The 16,539-nt window shown below is 69.1% G+C and carries 18 protein-coding genes; all 18 read right to left on the bottom strand.

From position 1 onward, the window contains the following. Positions 1–30: 30 nt before the first annotated feature. Positions 31–477, bottom strand: coding sequence for a DUF2550 domain-containing protein (locus ACN9M0_RS25395; protein WP_366036099.1), 447 nt, complete (start codon positions 475–477; stop codon positions 31–33). 146 nt (positions 478–623) lie between these two features. Continuing rightward, entirely contained in the window at positions 624–998 is a 375-nt protein-coding gene (locus ACN9M0_RS25390; protein ID WP_189799849.1) for a F0F1 ATP synthase subunit epsilon, read from the bottom strand. A gap of 112 nt (positions 999–1,110) precedes the next feature. After that, on the bottom strand, positions 1,111–2,553 hold the full coding sequence (gene atpD, locus ACN9M0_RS25385; RefSeq protein ID WP_366036101.1) for a F0F1 ATP synthase subunit beta: 1,443 nt from the start codon (positions 2,551–2,553) through the stop codon (positions 1,111–1,113). Next, positions 2,553–3,470 (bottom strand): F0F1 ATP synthase subunit gamma, encoded by a 918-nt coding sequence (locus ACN9M0_RS25380; protein ID WP_366036102.1) that lies wholly within the window; start codon positions 3,468–3,470, stop codon positions 2,553–2,555. The genes atpD and ACN9M0_RS25380 overlap by 1 nt, the downstream gene beginning before the upstream one ends. 20 nt (positions 3,471–3,490) lie before the next feature. Continuing rightward, the gene (gene atpA, locus ACN9M0_RS25375) at positions 3,491–5,089 is read right to left on the bottom strand and encodes a F0F1 ATP synthase subunit alpha (protein ID WP_366036103.1); all 1,599 of its coding nucleotides are present in this window, start codon (positions 5,087–5,089) and stop codon (positions 3,491–3,493) included. A gap of 152 nt (positions 5,090–5,241) precedes the next feature. Further along, the gene (locus ACN9M0_RS25370; RefSeq protein ID WP_366036104.1) at positions 5,242–6,057 is read right to left on the bottom strand and encodes a F0F1 ATP synthase subunit delta; all 816 of its coding nucleotides are present in this window, start codon (positions 6,055–6,057) and stop codon (positions 5,242–5,244) included. Further along, on the bottom strand, positions 6,054–6,599 hold the full coding sequence (locus ACN9M0_RS25365; protein ID WP_366036105.1) for a F0F1 ATP synthase subunit B: 546 nt from the start codon (positions 6,597–6,599) through the stop codon (positions 6,054–6,056). The genes ACN9M0_RS25370 and ACN9M0_RS25365 overlap by 4 nt, the downstream gene beginning before the upstream one ends. 41 nt (positions 6,600–6,640) lie before the next feature. After that, entirely contained in the window at positions 6,641–6,907 is a 267-nt protein-coding gene (atpE, locus tag ACN9M0_RS25360; RefSeq protein ID WP_024761915.1) for an ATP synthase F0 subunit C, read from the bottom strand. Between the two features lie 91 nt (positions 6,908–6,998). Further along, a complete protein-coding gene (gene atpB / locus ACN9M0_RS25355) occupies positions 6,999–7,808 on the bottom strand; it encodes a F0F1 ATP synthase subunit A (protein ID WP_366036106.1) in 810 nt (269 codons plus the stop codon). Positions 7,809–8,033: 225 nt separating this feature from the next. Further along, positions 8,034–8,447 (bottom strand): hypothetical protein, encoded by a 414-nt coding sequence (locus ACN9M0_RS25350; RefSeq protein ID WP_366036107.1) that lies wholly within the window; start codon positions 8,445–8,447, stop codon positions 8,034–8,036. 264 nt (positions 8,448–8,711) lie between these two features. After that, on the bottom strand, positions 8,712–10,019 hold the full coding sequence (locus ACN9M0_RS25345) for an MraY family glycosyltransferase (RefSeq protein WP_366036108.1): 1,308 nt from the start codon (positions 10,017–10,019) through the stop codon (positions 8,712–8,714). Positions 10,020–10,126: 107 nt separating this feature from the next. Further along, positions 10,127–11,398, bottom strand: coding sequence for a serine hydroxymethyltransferase (glyA, locus tag ACN9M0_RS25340; protein WP_366036109.1), 1,272 nt, complete (start codon positions 11,396–11,398; stop codon positions 10,127–10,129). Positions 11,399–11,531: 133 nt separating this feature from the next. Then, positions 11,532–12,179, bottom strand: coding sequence for a protein-tyrosine-phosphatase (locus ACN9M0_RS25335; RefSeq protein ID WP_366036110.1), 648 nt, complete (start codon positions 12,177–12,179; stop codon positions 11,532–11,534). Next, positions 12,176–12,823: an L-threonylcarbamoyladenylate synthase gene (locus tag ACN9M0_RS25330; RefSeq protein ID WP_366036111.1), complete on the bottom strand. Its 648-nt coding sequence runs from the start codon at positions 12,821–12,823 to the stop codon at positions 12,176–12,178. The genes ACN9M0_RS25335 and ACN9M0_RS25330 overlap by 4 nt, the downstream gene beginning before the upstream one ends. A gap of 40 nt (positions 12,824–12,863) precedes the next feature. Then, positions 12,864–13,709 carry a peptide chain release factor N(5)-glutamine methyltransferase gene (gene prmC, locus ACN9M0_RS25325; protein ID WP_366036112.1) on the bottom strand — a complete coding sequence of 282 codons (846 nt, stop codon included), beginning with the start codon at positions 13,707–13,709 and terminating at the stop codon, positions 12,864–12,866. 40 nt (positions 13,710–13,749) lie between these two features. Then, complete coding sequence (gene prfA / locus ACN9M0_RS25320; protein WP_366036113.1) at positions 13,750–14,826, bottom strand: peptide chain release factor 1; 1,077 nt, start codon at positions 14,824–14,826, stop codon at positions 13,750–13,752. Positions 14,827–14,923: 97 nt separating this feature from the next. After that, positions 14,924–15,142, bottom strand: a complete 219-nt coding sequence (rpmE, locus tag ACN9M0_RS25315) for a 50S ribosomal protein L31 (protein WP_030321069.1) — start codon at positions 15,140–15,142, stop codon at positions 14,924–14,926. 136 nt (positions 15,143–15,278) lie between these two features. After that, complete coding sequence (locus tag ACN9M0_RS25310) at positions 15,279–16,373, bottom strand: LCP family protein (RefSeq protein ID WP_366036114.1); 1,095 nt, start codon at positions 16,371–16,373, stop codon at positions 15,279–15,281. Positions 16,374–16,539: the final 166 nt, after the last annotated feature.

Here is a 16,539-nt window from a genome sequence, read left to right as displayed (position 1 = left end):
CGCAGCACGCCGTCCCCCGCTTCAGCCGTATCAGGCCACGTTCACTCGCTGCCCGGGAGGCGCCGCCTCCAGCCAGGCCATGAAGCCCGTCCGGGCGTCCTCGCTCATCGCGAGCTCCAGGCGGACGCCCTCGTACATACAGGGCTGGATCACCGCGTCGGAGAGCAGCGCGAGCTCCTCCTCGCCCGCCGGCATCCGGCGCTCCAGGGCCACGATGGAGGAGCGCTCCAGGACCCGGCGCGGGCGGGGCGAATACGAGAAGACACGGAACCAGGCGATCTCGTCACCGCTGTAGCGGGCGACGCCGTACACCCAGCCCTTGCCGGTCGGATCCGGCTCGTCGGGGATGTCCCAGCGCAGCGAACAGTCGAAGGTGCCGCCGGCGCGCTGGATCAGCCTCCGGCGCAAGCCGAAGACGAAGAGCCCGATCACCACCAGTGCGACGACCAGGCCGCACACGAGCAGAGCGAGGAACATCTTCACCGACCTCCTCGCTGCGTCCCGTAGCCGGCACCGCCGGCAGAACCGAATACAACCTGCATCTGCATCGCCTCAGCCGCGACACGCTCCGGAGTATTCCGGACCGTGCCGCGGCTGAGGGCACTACTACTCGGCGCGGACCGTCAGCGGACGGACACCGCGCGCAGCCGGACCTCGGCGCGCCGCTCGGCGGCGGCGTCGGAGTCCGTCTTCGCACGCTCCAGCGCGCGCTCGGCGCGCTGGGCGTCGATCTCGTCCGCCAGCTCGCAGATCTCCGCGAGCAGAGACAGCTTGTCGTCGGCGAACGAGATGAATCCGCCGTGGACGGCGGCGACGACGGTCGCGCCCTCGCTCGTACGGATGGTCACCGGGCCCGACTCCAGCACACCGAGCAGCGGCTGGTGGCCGGGCATGACGCCGATGTCGCCGGAGGTGGTACGCGCGATGACCAAGGTGGCCTCGCCGGACCAGACACTCCGGTCCGCGGCGACCAGCTCGACGTGCAGCTCAGCAGCCAAGGGTGGCTCCTCGGGTCACCACCCGGCGGTCGTGCCGGGTGTTGGGGTCAATTCTAGGGGGCGTGGAGAGGGGGACGGGACGGATCCCGCCCCCCTCAGGCGAGCACGAGGCTCAGGAGACGCCGAGCTCCTTGGCGTTGTTCTTGAGGTCCTCAAGGCCACCGCACATGAAGAACGCCTGCTCCGGGAAGTGGTCGAACTCACCGTCGCAGATCGCGTTGAACGCGGCGATCGACTCGTCGAGCGGAACGTCCGAACCGTCCACACCGGTGAACTGCTTCGCCGCGTGGGTGTTCTGGGACAGGAAGCGCTCGACACGGCGGGCGCGGTGGACAACGAGCTTGTCCTCCTCGCTCAGCTCGTCGATACCGAGGATCGCGATGATGTCCTGGAGGTCCTTGTACTTCTGCAGGATTCCCTTGACGCGCGTGGCGGCGTCGTAGTGCTCCTGCGCGATGTAGCGCGGGTCCAGGATCCGGGACGTGGAGTCCAGCGGGTCCACGGCCGGGTAGATGCCCTTCTCGGAGATCGGACGGGAGAGAACCGTCGTCGCGTCGAGGTGGGCGAAGGTGGTCGCCGGCGCCGGGTCCGTGAGGTCGTCGGCGGGGACGTAGATCGCCTGCATCGAGGTGATCGAGTGACCACGGGTCGAGGTGATGCGCTCCTGGAGGAGACCCATCTCGTCGGCCAGGTTCGGCTGGTAACCCACCGCGGAGGGCATACGGCCGAGCAGGGTCGAGACCTCGGAACCGGCCTGCGTGAAGCGGAAGATGTTGTCGATGAAGAACAGCACGTCCTGCTTCTGCACATCGCGGAAGTACTCCGCCATGGTCAGACCGGCGAGGGCCACGCGCAGACGGGTGCCCGGGGGCTCGTCCATCTGGCCGAAGACCAGCGCGGTCTTGTCCAGAACGCCGGACTCTTCCATCTCCGCGATGAGGTCGTTGCCCTCACGCGTGCGCTCACCGACACCGGCGAACACGGAAACGCCCTCGTGCAGCTTCGCCACACGCATGATCATTTCCTGGATCAGAACGGTCTTGCCGACACCGGCACCACCGAACAGACCGATCTTTCCACCCTTGACGTACGGGGTGAGAAGGTCGACGACCTTCAGGCCGGTCTCGAACATCTCGGTCTTCGACTCGAGGTCCGCGAACGCCGGGGCCTTGCGGTGGATGGACCACCGCTCGCCGACCTCGGACTCGGCCTCGGGCTCGTTCAGGATCTGGCCCAGCGTGTTGAACACGCGACCCTTGGTGACGTCACCGACGGGCACCGTGATGCCGTCGCCGGTGTCGACCACGGGGGCCTGGCGGACCAGACCGTCGGTGGGCTGCATCGAGATGGTGCGGACAATGCCGTCACCGAGGTGCTGCGCGACCTCGAGGGTCAGCGTCTTGATCGCGCCCTCCTCGGCCGGGTCGGCGACCTCGACGTGCAGGGCGTTGTAGATCTCCGGCATCGCGTCGACGGGGAACTCCACGTCGACGACCGGGCCGATGACCCGGGCGACGCGGCCCGTGGCGGCGGCCGTCTCAACAGTGGTCGTCATTACTTGTCACTCCCCGCGGTCGCGTCGGCCAGGGCTGCGGTGCCACCGACGATCTCGCTGATTTCCTGGGTGATTTCGGCCTGGCGGGCCGCGTTGGCAAGTCGGGAGAGGTTGTTGATCAAGTCTCCCGCGTTGTCGGTCGCCGACTTCATCGCGCGGCGCGTGGCGGCGTGCTTGGAAGCAGCCGACTGGAGCAGCGCGTTGTAGATACGGCTCTCGACGTAGCGCGGCAGAAGGGCGTCGAGGACGTCCTCCGCCGACGGCTCGAAGTCGTACAGCGGACGGAGGGTGTCCGGCTCGCCGGCCTCCTTCGCCACCTCGTCGAGGCTGAGGGGCAGCAGCCGGGCCTCGATCGCCGTCTGGGTCATCATCGAGACGAACTCGGTGTAGACGATGTGGAGCTCGTCCACACCACCCTCGGCCGTGTCCTTCTCGATCGCCTCGATCAGCGGTGCCGCGATCTTCTTGGCGTCCGCGTACGTGGGCTCGTCCGTGAAGCCGGTCCACGTGTCGCTCAGCTTCCGCTCACGGAAGTTGAAGTGCGCGACACCACGGCGACCGACGACATAGATGTCGACCGCGCGGCCCTCGCCCTCCAGCTTCTTGATGAGCTTCTCCGCCGCCTTGATGGCGTTGGAGTTGAAGGCACCGGCCAGACCGCGGTCGCTCGAGAGGAGCAGGACCGCGGCACGGCTCGGGTTCTCCGCCTCGGTGGTCAGCGGGTGCTTGTCGTTCGCACCGGTTGCCACCGCCGTGACCGCGCGGGTGAGCTCGGTCGCGTACGGAGTCGACGCCTGCACCTTGCGCTGCGCCTTGACGACACGCGAGGCGGCGATCATCTCCATCGCCTTGGTGATCTTCTTCGTCGCGGTGACGGATTTGATGCGACGCTTGTAGACCCGGAGCTGCGCTCCCATGAGTCAGGTCCCTTCCGTCGTCACTTCGAGACGTTGACGGCGGCAGGGGCGTCCGCGCCGAGCAGCTTGCCGTCGGACGTCTCGAACTGCTGCTTGAACTCCGCGATGGCGTCGGCGACGGCCGTCAGGGTGTCGTTCGACATCTTCTTGCCCTCACGGATGGAGGTCATGAGACCGGAGTGGCTCTGGCGGAGGAACGCCAGGAGCTCGGCCTCGAAGCGGCGGATGTCGGCCACCGGGACGTCGTCCATCTTGCCGGTGGTACCGGCCCAGACCGAGACGACCTGGTTCTCCGTGGGCATCGGCTGGTACTGAGCCTGCTTGAGCAGCTCGACCATCCGCTGACCGCGCTCCAGCTGCGCCTTCGAGGCCGAGTCCAGGTCGGAACCGAAGGCCGCGAAGGCCTCCAGCTCACGGAACTGGGCCAGGTCCACGCGGAGGCGGCCGGCGATCTGCTTCATCGCCGGGTGCTGGGCGGAGCCACCGACACGGGAGACCGAGATACCGACGTTCAGGGCCGGACGCTGGCCGGCGTTGAACAGGTCGGACTCCAGGAAGCACTGGCCGTCGGTGATGGAGATGACGTTGGTCGGGATGAACGCGGAGACGTCGTTGGCCTTCGTCTCGACGATCGGCAGACCGGTCATCGAACCCGCGCCCAGCTCGTCCGAGAGCTTCGCGCAGCGCTCGAGGAGACGGGAGTGCAGGTAGAAGACGTCACCCGGGTAGGCCTCACGGCCCGGCGGGCGGCGCAGCAGCAGCGACACGGCGCGGTAGGCGTCGGCCTGCTTCGACAGGTCGTCGAAGACGATGAGGACGTGCTTGCCCTGGTACATCCAGTGCTGACCGATGGCGGAACCGGTGTACGGCGCCAGGTACTTGAAGCCGGCCGGGTCGGACGCCGGGGCGGCGACGATCGTCGTGTACTCGAGCGCACCGGCCTCTTCCAGGGCGCCGCGAACGGACGCGATGGTCGAGCCCTTCTGGCCGACGGCGACGTAGATGCAGCGGACCTGCTTGTTCACGTCGCCCGAGCGCCAGTTGTCGCGCTGGTTGATGATCGTGTCGACGCACAGCGCGGTCTTGCCGGTCTGACGGTCACCGATGATCAGCTGACGCTGACCACGGCCGACCGGCGTCATGGCGTCGACGGCCTTGTAGCCGGTCTCCATCGGCTCGTGCACCGACTTACGGGCCATAACGCCCGGGGCCTGCAGCTCGAGGGCGCGGCGGCCCTCGGTCGCGATCTCGCCGAGACCGTCGATCGGGTTACCGAGCGGGTCGACGACGCGACCCAGGTAGCCCTCACCGACACCGACGGAGAGGACCTCGCCGGTGCGCTGCACCGACTGTCCCTCCTCGATACCGCTGAACTCGCCGAGGACGATCGCACCGATCTCGCGCTCTTCGAGGTTCAGCGCGAGACCCAGGGTCCCGTCCTCGAACTTCAGCAGCTCGTTCGCCATGGCCGAGGGAAGACCCTCGACCTTCGCGATACCGTCACCGGCCAGGCTGACCGTGCCGACCTCCTCGCGCGAGGCCGCGTCCGGCTGGTACGACTGGACGAAGTTCTCCAGTGCGTCCCGGATCTCCTCCGGCCGGATCGTGAGCTCCGCCATCTGGGTTCCCTGCTCTCCTTGTTGGGCCCGAAGTTTCTTAAGGGGTCTGGGGGCCGACCCCCAGGAATCTTCTGCAATCTCTGCACGGCCCAACCGGGCCGCTGGTGATGCTGTGTTGCTGTGCTGCCTTGATGCTGCTGTGGTCGCTGCCGTCAGCCGGCCAGTCGACGGGTCGCCTCGCCGAGGCGCTCCGCGATGGAACCGTCGATGACCTCGTCGCCGACCCGCACCGTGATCCCGCCGAGGACCGCGGGGTCCACGTCCATGTTCAGGTGCATCTCGCGGCCGTACAGCTTGGCCAGAACGGCGCCGAGGCGCTGCTTCTGCTGGTCCGACAGCGGCACCGCCGAGGTGACGACGGCGACCATCCGGTCCCGGCGCGCCGCGGCGAGCTTGGACAGGGACTCGAGTCCCGCTTCCAGGCTACGTCCCCGGGGCTGGGTCACCAGACGGACGACCAGACGCTCGGTGGTCGCGTGGGCCTTGCCGCCGAGCAGGCTGCTGAGCAGCGTGCCCTTCGCGGTGGCCGTCGCGGCCTTGTCCGTCAGCGCCGAGCGGAGCTCGGTGCTGGAGGACACGATCCGGCCGAACCGGAACAGCTCGTCCTCGACGTTGTCCAGCGCACCCGCCTTCTGCGCCGCGGTGAGGTCGGCGGTGTTCGCCAGCTCCTCGGCCGCGTCGACCAGGTCACGCGAGCGCGACCAGCGGGAACGGACCATGCCCGACACCAGGTCGACGGCCTCGCCGCCCACCTGGCCGCGCAGGAGTCGCTGCGCGAGCTCGGCCTTGGCCTCACCCGACTGCGCGGGGTCGGTCAGGACCCGGCGCAGCGACACCTCGCGGTCGAGCAGCACGGTGACGGCGGCCAGCTCGTCCGCGAGCTTCGTCGCGTCGACCGGGGTGTTGTCGGTCAGCGCGTCGAGGGACTCGCGGGCGGCGGACAGTGCCTCGCGGCTCGCTCCGTTCATCGGACAGCCTCGGCCTTCTCCTCGAGCTCGTCGAGGAAGCGGTCGATGGTGCGGCTCTGGCGGGCGGTGTCCTCGAGGGACTCGCCGACCAGCTTGCCGGCCAGGTCGGTGGCGAGCTTGCCCACGTCCTGACGCAGCGACGCGGACGCGGCCTTGCGGTCGGCCTCGATCTGCGTGTGGCCGGCCGCGATGATCTCCTCGCGCTGGCGCTGGCCTTCCGCCTTCATCTCCTGGATGATCGCGGTGCCCTGCTCCGTGGCCTCCTGGCGAAGACGCGCGGCCTCGTGGCGAGCCTCGGCGAGCTGGGCCTTGTACTGCTCCAGCACACTCTGAGCCTCGATCTGGGCCGACTCGGCCTTCTCGATGCCACCCTCGATGGCCTCGCGGCGCTCGACCAGAACCTTGTTGATGTTCGGGAGGAGCTTCTTGGCGAGGAAGCCGAAGACGATGACGAAGGCGATCAGGCCGATGACGAGCTCGTCGAGATGCGGGATGAGAGGAGGCTGCGCCTCTTCACCCTGCGCAAGAAGCAGAGCGTTCACATCAGTGCCTTCCGTAAAAAGAATCGGGCAGTCGGTCCGGCTTACTGGTAGACGAAGCCCATGACGATGCCGATGAGGGCGAGCGCCTCACAGAAGGCGAAGCCCATGATCTGGTTGGTACGGATGAGACCAGCGGCCTCGGGCTGGCGGGCGAGCGCCTGCGTACCGTTACCGAAGATGATGCCGACGCCGACGCCGGGGCCGATCGCGGCGAGGCCGTAACCGATCGAGGCGACGTTGCCGACGACGTTGGTCTTGGCGCTGCCACCTTCGGCGGCGAGGTTGATCATGTCGAGAGCAGCGGACATGCCGTTACTTCCTTCTCTTTCAATGACCCGATGGGGGTTGGCCACCGGACGACTGATGGATTCGGGGGTGGAGCTACGGGGCCGGGGAGGCTCAGTGGTGCTCGGAGAGCGCGCCCTGGACGTAGCTGCAGGCCAGGAGGACGAAGACGTACGCCTGGACGGCCTGGATGAAGAGCTCGAAGGCGGTCATCACGAGGACCATCACGAACGAGGCGCCGGCGTAGACGAAGCCCAGGCCGTTCATGAGGTACCAGGTGGCCAGCGAGAACATCACGATCAGCAGGTGACCGGCGAACATGTTCGCGAACAGTCGCACCGCGTGCGTGAAGGGCCGGATCAGGAGGTTCGAGAAGAACTCGAGGACGACGACCATCGGGAGGATGGCACCGAGGGACTTGTCGTAACCGACGATGTTCTTCCAGCCGCCCACGAAGCCGTGCTTCTTGAAGGTGAGCGAGATCCACATGACATACACGATCAGCGCGAGACCGGCCGGGAAGGCGATCAGCGAGGTGACCGGGAACTGGGCGAGCGGAATGATCGACCAGAGGTTCATGATCCAGACGAAGAAGAACAGCGACACCATGAAGGGGACGTACTTCTCGCCGTCCTTCTTGCCGATGATCTCGTAGACGATTCCGCGTCGCACGAAGTCGTAACCGGCCTCGCCGACCATCTGCATCTTGCCGGGGATCAGCTTGGGCTTGTTGAAGGCGGCCCAGAAGAACCCGACGACCACGATGGAGCCGAGAACGGCGAGCAGCATCGGCTTGGTGATCTCGATGCCGGCCACCGTGGCGATGGGCTCGTACATGAACGTGTGCAGGCCCGGCGCCGGGAAGCCACATCCACTGAAGATGTGGCAATCCGGGTCGAAGGCAAGCGTCTTGTCAGCACTCACCGCGGGCTCCTTCAGCGTGGCGCATAGGTACGGCAACCTCGTTGTGTCGGCGCGGCGCGCAGCCGCGGGTCGGCACTGGACTGGTCTTACGAATAAGGGGGCGGCGGTTCGGCATCGAGCCTCTCGCTGGGACAGGCGCCGTTTCGGATGCCCGCGTCCGCAGTGCCGCAGTTGGCACCGGACGATAGCAGGAAGCCGAACGCGGCTTTATCCCGGCCCTACCCTTCACGACTTCGACCCCGTGTTTCCGGGGTCGATGTACGTGATCTTGGCCTTCATGTAGGCCCGGGCCTGTGCGGCGACCCACACCACGGTCGTCGCGAGCAGCGTGAAGGCGAAAGCCTTGAAGTCGAACAGCGTCGTGTTCTTCAGCAAGGCCAGGAAGATGAAGAGCACCAGCAACTGGGCCGTGTAGAGCATGAGCCCCATGGCCTGGAAGAGGTGCGGGAGCGACTTTGCCGTCCGCTGGAGAACCAGCTGCCCGATCCCCATGAAGAGAAGGACCACCAGGGTGCCGACAACGGCACCGAGCGCACCCTTGCCACCGGCGACCACCCCGCTGATGACCGTGGCGATGGCGCCGACGGCTGCGGTGGGTACGGCGGTGTGCAGAAGGATGCGTGCGTCGTTCGACGGCATGGCGGTGTCTCCGCTTGCTCTGGAGGGGGCGGTGGTGTCGTCAGGGACGAGCGTAAGCCCGGTCCGAGGTGGGTCTCGGGGCCAACAGACCGTCGCACTACGGTCTTTCGGCACTGTCGCCGGGTCTCGTGAACCGTATCACAAACTATTTGAATAGGTCTTTACCCATAAGGTGTGCCAACCGTCACACATGAGAGTTACCCCGCGCGTGTGTGCACGACAGCGGGGCACCTTGTCTGCTATTGGCCCTGGATGGGGCTTTCGTCAACCACGCGCCCCGGCCTTACTCCTGTCGGAGAAGCGCGAACGGTGACCGATGGCGGTCGCTCCGTTGACCCCCGCGGGGACGGGCTCCCGCTCCCCCTCGACGGCGTCGAGGGTCTCCGCCACCACGGCGGCCGGCTTGCGGCGGCGGTAGCGGGGCGGCACGACGGCCTGCGCCCAGCGGGGAGCGCGCGGCGTGAAGCGCGGCAGCAGGAGCAGCACGAGACCGATCGCGCTGAGCGCGACCACCCCGAGGACGATCCACATCGACGTCGAGTGGACCGAGTAGGCCAGCGTGCCGAAGGCGATGAGCGCCGACCAGAAGTACATGATCAGCACCGCGCGGCTGTGCGAGTGCCCGATCTCCAGGAGCCGGTGGTGCAGGTGCCCGCGGTCGGCCGCGAACGGCGACTGACCCTTCCACGTACGACGGACGATCGCCAGGACCAGGTCGGCCATCGGGATCGCGATGATCGTCAGCGGCAGCACGAGCGGGATGAAGACGGGCAGGGCGGCGTGGGTGGCCTGCCGGGTCGAGCCCTCGAAGATCTTCAGCGCGTCCGGGTCGACCTGGCCGGTGATCGAGATGGCGGAGGCCGCCAGGATCAGGCCGATCAGCATCGAGCCCGAGTCGCCCATGAAGATCCGCGCCGGGTGCATGTTGTGCGGCAGGAAGCCCAGGCACATGCCCATGAGGATCGCGGCGAAGAGGGTCGCGGGGGCGGCCGCCTCGATCGTGTAGCCGTACCAGAGGCGGTACGCGTACAGGAAGAAGGCCGCGGCGGCGATGCAGACCATGCCGGCGGCGAGACCGTCGAGGCCGTCGACGAAGTTCACGGCGTTGATGGTGAGGACCACCAGGGCGACCGTGAGGAGCGTGCCCTGCCCGGGGGTGAGGGCGACCGTGCCGATACCGGGGATCGGCAGCCACAGGATCGTCAGACCCTGCGCGACCATCACGCCCGCCGAGATCATCTGCGCGCCCAGCTTGATGAGCGCGTCCAGCTCGAACTTGTCGTCGAGAACGCCGATCAGCCAGATCAGCGCGGCGCCGGAGAGCAGCGCGCGGGGCTCGTTGGACTGCTCGAAGACGCTGTTCAGGTTCTGCAGGTGGTCGGCGACGAGGAGTCCCGCGCACAGCCCGAAGAACATGGCGATGCCACCGAGCCGCGGAGTCGGTTCTCGGTGTACGTCGCGGGCGCGGATCTCAGGCATCGCCCCGGTCGCGATGGCGAACTTCCGCACCGGACCGGTGAGCAGATAGGTCACCGCGGCCGTGACACAGAGCGTCAGCAGGTAATCACGCACGGGCTGCCCCACAGGAATAGCTGGCCATCTCAGCCCCACACCCTAGCCGTGCCGTCCATGTGCTTGGAGACACCGGGGCCACCCGAACGGTTGCGTTCGGCCTCCGGTCAGCGCCCATACGGGGGAAATCGGGAGGTCAACTCCCGTACTTCCGCGCGTACCCGGGCCGTTTCCCCGGGGTCGTCCCGCAACGCGACGGTGAACAGTGCGGCAATTCTCGCCATCTCCGGTGCGCCCATCCCCTGCGTGGTGACGGCGGCCGTACCGAGCCGGATCCCGCGGCTCTCCCCGGCCCCGACGCGTACGGCTCCGCCGTGTGGCAGGGCGCAGGTGTCGAGCACCATGCCGGCGGCGGCGAGCCGGGCGCGGGCGGTGCGGCCCTCGACGCCGAGGGGTGCGGGGTCGGCGGTGATGAGGTGGGTGTCGGTGCCGCCGGTGGTCAGCGCGAAGCCCTCTGCGGCGAGCGCGGCCGCGAGGACCTCGGCGTTCTCGACCACCTGATGGGCGTACGCGGTGAACGCCGGAGTGGACGCCTCGCCGAAGGCCACCGCCTTCGCCGCGATCGTGTGCATCTGGGCGCCGCCCTGCGTGAACGGGAACACCGCCCGGTCGATCCGCCCCGCGAGCTCCTCGCCGCAGAGGATCATTCCGCCGCGCGGCCCCCGCAGCACCTTGTGTGTCGTCGCGCACACCACGTCGGCGTACGGGACGGGGGTGGGGGCCGCTCCCCCGGCGACCAGACCGATGGGGTGGGCCGCGTCCGCGATGAGGTAGGCGCCGACCTCGTCGGCGATCTCGCGGAAGATCGCGTAGTCGAGGTGGCGGGGGTACGAGATGGAGCCGCAGACGATCGCCTTGGGGCGGTGGTGGCGGGCGAGCGCGGCGACCTGCTCGTAGTCGACCAGCCCGTTCTCGGCGTCGACGCCGTACGGGACGAAGTCGAACCAGCGGCCGGAGAAGTTGGCGGGCGACCCGTGCGTGAGGTGCCCGCCGTGGCCGAGCCCCATGGCCAGGACCGTGTCACCGGGCCTGAGAAGGGCCGCGTACGCCGCCAGGACGGCCGAGGAGCCGGAGTGGGACTGCACGTTCGCGTGGTCGGCTCCGAAGAGCGCGGTGGCCCGCTCGACGGCGATCCGCTCGGCGGCGTCGGCGTACTCGCAGCCGCCGTGGTGCCGGGCACCCGGGTAGCCCTCGGCGTACTTGTTGGCCAGCGGGGAGCCGAGGGCCGCGAGGACGGCGGGCGACGTGAAGTTCTCGGCCGCGATCAGCTGCAGACTGTCGGCCTGCCGCCGCATCTCCCCGAGCAGCACGTCGGCGACCTCGGGGTCCTGCCGGCGCAGGACGTCGAGTTCCTCATCGGGGGGCGCGGTGACCGGCATGCCACCAATGTAGGCGCGCCCCCGCCACCCCGCCCCTCAGCGCCGGGCCGAGACGCCCGTCAGCGCGGTGACCACCGGATCGAGGGCCTGGTTGAGCCCCTCCTCCCGACGCGCCCCTCACACCGCTCGGCCCTCAGCGCCGGGCCGAGACGCCCGTCAGCGCGGTGACGACAGGGTCCAGCGCCTGATTGATCTCGTCGCCGATCGAGCGGAAGAACGTGATCGGCGCGCCGTACGGGTCGTTGACCTCGTCGGCGTCGACCGAGGGGGCCAGGAGCCACCCGCGTAGAGCCGCGGCCGCGCGGACCAGGGCGCGGGCGCGTTCCACCATGCCCTCGTCGCGGGCGTCCGGGAGCGTGGCCGGGTCGATCGCGCGGACCAGGCGGGTGAACTCCTTCAGGGTGAAGGTGCGCAGGCCCGCCGAGTGGCCCATCGAGATGACCTGCGCCCGGTGGTCGCGGGTCGCCGTCAGGACCAGGTCGGCGCGGATGACGTGCTCGTCGAGGAGTTCACGGCCGACGAAGCCGCTGTAGTCCGCGCCGAAGTCGGCGAGGACCAGTTCCGCGTTGGCCTCCATCGGGGCGCCCTCGTGGCCCCAGGTGCCCGCGCTCTCCACGATCAGGCCGCCGCCGAGGGGGTCGCCGAGGCGGTCGCTCAGGGCATGGCGGGTCAGCCGCTCGGTGATCGGCGAGCGGCAGACGTTGCCGGTGCTGACGTGGAGGATGCGGAAGGTGTCGCTGTCTTCGTGCCCCGCTATGCCACGCCCCTCAGGGGCGGTCAATGTGCCACCTCGAGGTCGGGTACGACCTTCCGGAGCTCCTCCGGGGAGAGCGCGCCCTCGCGCAGCAGCACCGGCACCTTGCCCGTGACGTCGACGATCGAGGACGGGACGATGCCGGGGGTCGGGCCGCCGTCGAGGTAGACGGAGACGGAGTCCCCGAGCATCTGCTGGGCCGCGTCGCAGTCCTCCGGCGCCGGGTGGCCGGTGAGGTTGGCGGAGGAGACGGCCATCGGGCCGACCTCGGTGAGCAGCTCGATCGCGACCGGGTGCAGCGGCATCCGGATGGCGACGGTGCCCCGGCTGTCGCCGAGGTCCCACTGGAGGGACGGCTGGTGCTTGGCGACGAGGGTGAGCGCGCCGGGCCAGAAGGCGTCGACGAGCTCCCAGGCCTGCTCGGAGAAGTCGGTGACCAGGCCGTGGAGGGTGTTCGGGGAGCCGATGAGCACGGGCGTGGGCATGTTGCGGCCGCGGCCCTTGGCGGCGAGCAGGTCACCGACGGCCTCGCTGCTGAAGGCGTCCGCCCCGATCCCGTACACGGTGTCGGTGGGGAGCACGACCAGCTCGCCCCGGCGGACGGCGGACGCGGCCTCGCGCAGACCGGTCACGCGGTCGGTCGCCTCGTTGCAGTCGTATCGCCGTGCCATCAGTTCCCGGCCTCCTCGTACACGTGGTTCGTCATGGCGGTCATGGCATCGCCTTGCGGGCGGTCGCGAAGCGCGGCCGGTTGTTCAGGTCCGGGTGGTCGGCGGCGTCGGCCCAGCCGGCCTCTTCGTTGAAGATCCACGGGACCTGTCCGCCCTGGGTGTCCGCGTGCTCGATGACGACGAGGCCGCCGGGGCGCAGCAGCCGGTGGGCGGTGCGCTCGATGCCGCGGATGGTGTCGAGGCCGTCCTCGCCGGAGAAGAGGGCCATCTCCGGGTCGTGGTCGCGGGCCTCGGGCGCCACGTACTCCCACTCGGTGAGCGGGATGTACGGCGGGTTGGAGATGACCAGGTCGACCTGGCCGTCCAGGTCGGGGAGCGCGGTGAGCGCGTCGCCCTGGTGGACGGTGACGCGGGAGCCCTCGGCGTTCTTGCGGGTCCACACGAGGGCGTCGTCGGAGAGCTCGACGGCGTGCACGCGCGAGCGCGGCACCTCCTGGGCCATGGCGAGGGCGATGGCCCCGGAGCCGGTGCACAGGTCGACGATGAGGGGTTCGACGACGTCCATGGCGCGTACGGCGTCTATGGCCCAGCCGACGACCGACTCGGTCTCGGGGCGGGGCACGAAGACGCCGGGCCCCACCTGGAGCTCCAGGTAGCGGAAGAACGCCCGGCCGGTGATGTGCTGGAGCGGCTCGCGGGCCTCTCGGCGGGCGACGGCCTCCCAGTAGCGGGCGTCGAAGTCCGCGTCCTTGACGTTGTGCAGCTCCCCCCGCTTGACGCCGTGCACGAACGCGGCGAGCTCCTCGGCGTCGAAACGCGGTGAGGGAACGCCGGCGTCGGCCAGCCGCTGGGTGGCCTGGGCCACCTCGGCAAGCAGCAGGTTCACGCTGGTCCTCCGTGGTGCGGGGTGGGGCTTGAGGGGGGCCTTACGCTGAGGCGAGCTTCGCCGCCGAGTCGGCGTCGACGCAGGCCTGGATCATGGGGTCCAGCTCGCCGTCGAGCACCTGGTCCAGGTTGTACGCCTTGAAGCCGACGCGGTGGTCCGAGATCCGGTTCTCCGGGAAGTTGTACGTACGGATCTTCTCGGACCGGTCGACGGTGCGGACCTGGCTGCGGCGGGCGTCGGCGGCCTTGGACTCGGCCTCCTCCTGGGCTGCGGCGAGAAGCCGGGAGCGCAGGATGCGCATGGCCTGCTCCTTGTTCTGGAGCTGGCTCTTCTCGTTCTGGCAGGAGGCGACGATGCCGGTCGGCAGGTGGGTGATGCGGACGGCGGAGTCGGTGGTGTTGACCGACTGACCGCCGGGGCCGGACGAGCGGTAGACGTCGATGCGCAGGTCGTTGGCGTGGACCTCGACCTCGACCTCCTCGGCCTCGGGCGTGACGAGCACGCCGGCGGCGGAGGTGTGGATGCGGCCGGCGGACTCGGTGGCGGGCACGCGCTGGACGCGGTGCACCCCGCCTTCGTACTTGAGCCGGGCCCAGACGCCCTGGCCGGGCTCGGTGGCGCCGTTGCCGCCCTTGGTCTTCACCGCGACCTGGACGTCCTTGTAGCCGCCGAGCTCGGACTCGGTGGCGTCGATGATCTCGGTCTTCCAGCCGACGCGCTCGGCGTACCGCAGGTACATCCGGAGGAGGTCGCCGGCGAAGAGGGCGGACTCGTCGCCGCCGGCACCCGCCTTGATCTCCAGGATGACGTCCTTGTCGTCGCTCGGGTCGCGCGGGACGAGGAGCAGGCGGAGCTTCTCGGTGAGCTCCTCCCGGTCCTTCTCCAGCTGCTTGACCTCGGCGGCGAAGTCGGGGTCGTCGTGTGCCAGCTCGCGGGCGGTCTCGATGTCGTCACCGGTCTGCTTCCAGGAGCGGTAGGTGGCGACGATCGGGGTCAGCTCGGCGTAGCGCTTGTTGAGCTTGCGCGCGTTCGCCTGATCGGCGTGGACCGAAGGGTCCGCGAGCTTCGTCTCAAGGTCGGCGTGCTCGCCGACCAGGTCCTCGACCGCCTCGAACATCGGGGGCTCCTGGGGTTTTCGTCAGTTGCTACGGGGACGGCAAAGCGCCGGTCCCGGCCACCCGCGCGGGGCGGCCGAGGACCGGCGCAGGGGCTCGCTACTTGGCGGAGCCGGCCTTGCCGAAGCGGGCCTCGAAGCGGGCCACGCGGCCGCCGGTGTCGAGGATCTTCTGCTTGCCCGTGTAGAACGGGTGGCACTCGGAGCAGACCTCGGCACGGATGGTGCCCTCGGTGAGGGTGCTACGGGTGGTGAACGACGCGCCGCAGGTGCAGCTGACCTGGGTCTCGACGTACTCGGGGTGGATCTCGCGCTTCAAGGTGTCTCCTAGTTTCGGGAGGGCTCCGGGTCGCCGTCGCGGGTTGCGGCAAGCGTGAACCGGGGCCGACGTACCAGTCTGCCAGGACCGGCCGCATCTCCCAAAACGGGGGTGGGGCCGGAGGTATTCCCCCGGCCTACTTCACGACCCCGTCGGCCTTGCCGGTGGCGGTGTCCTTCGTCGCCGCGGCGGGGATCGGAAGGTCGCTCTTGAGGGCCTTCCAGACCTGCCGGGACTGGGCTTCGAGGGGGACGACGCGGTTGGGGTCCCGGGGGTCGTACTCGACGGGCAGGGTCACCATGTGGACGTTCTGGGCGCCGATGCCGGAGAGGCCCTTGGCGAAGCCCATCAGCTCCTGGACCGAGTCGAGTTCGGAGTCGGGCGTGATGGCCTTGGTGGCGGCGTCGGCGAGGCCGTACAGCTTGGCGGGGTTGGTGAGGACGCCGACGTCCTTGGCCTGGTCGATGAAGGCCTTCATGAAGGCCTGCTGGAGCTGGATGCGACCGAGGTCGCTGCCGTCTCCGACGCTCTTGCGGGTACGGACGAGGCCGAGGGACTGCTCGCCGTCGAGGGTGTGCGTGCCCGGCGCGAGGTCGAGGTGGCTCTTGGAGTCCTCGATGGCCTGCGTGGTGGTGATCTCGACGCCGCCGAGCTCGTCGATGAGCTTCTTGAAGCCGGTGAAGTCGACCTCGATGTAGTGGTCCATGCGGATGCCGGACATCGACTCGACGGTCTTGACGGCGCAGGCCGGGCCGCCGACCTCGTAGGCGGTGTTGAACATGGCCCGCCGCTCGCCGGCGACGGCGCCCCCCTGTCCGTCGGTGCAGGAGGGCCGGTCGACGAGGGTGTCGCGGGGTATGGAGACCACGCTCGCCTTCTTGTGGCCCTCGTAGACGTGCACGACCATCGCGGTGTCGGAGCGGGCTCCGCCCTCGTCCTTGCCGTAGGCGCCGTTGTCGCCGGAGCGGGAGTCGGAGCCGAGGACGAGGATGTCCAGGGAGCCGTTGTCGACGTCGTCGGGGCGCTCGGTGCCGAGCTGGGCGTTGATGTCGACGCCCTGGAGGTTGCCGTCGAGCTTGAAGTACACGTAGCCGAGTCCGGCGCCGCCGAGGACGAGGACCGCGGCGGCCCCCGCTATCAGGATCGGCGCCTTGCGCCGCTTGGCGGGCCGCTTGCGGCGCCGGCCGCCGCCCGCGCCGCGTGCGCGGCCGCTCTCACTCTGCTCGGTCATCGTCTTCCCTCAGCCCTAGGATTCACCTTCTGTGACGGCGATGCACCCGAAAGGGTTGCACGCGGGCCTGTGAGGTTTGGGTGGGATCCGCCCGGAAACAGCACTGCGCCCACCGTGCGGGGCACGGTGGGCGCAGGTGTTCACGCAGGTCACGACGGGGTTACGG

The organism is Streptomyces sp. R-07 (genome assembly GCF_049913175.1).
Taxonomy (GTDB): Bacteria; Actinomycetota; Actinomycetes; order Streptomycetales; family Streptomycetaceae; genus Streptomyces.
The sequence above is the reverse complement of the archived record's forward strand: the minus strand, read 5'-3'. Positions and strand labels throughout refer to the sequence as shown.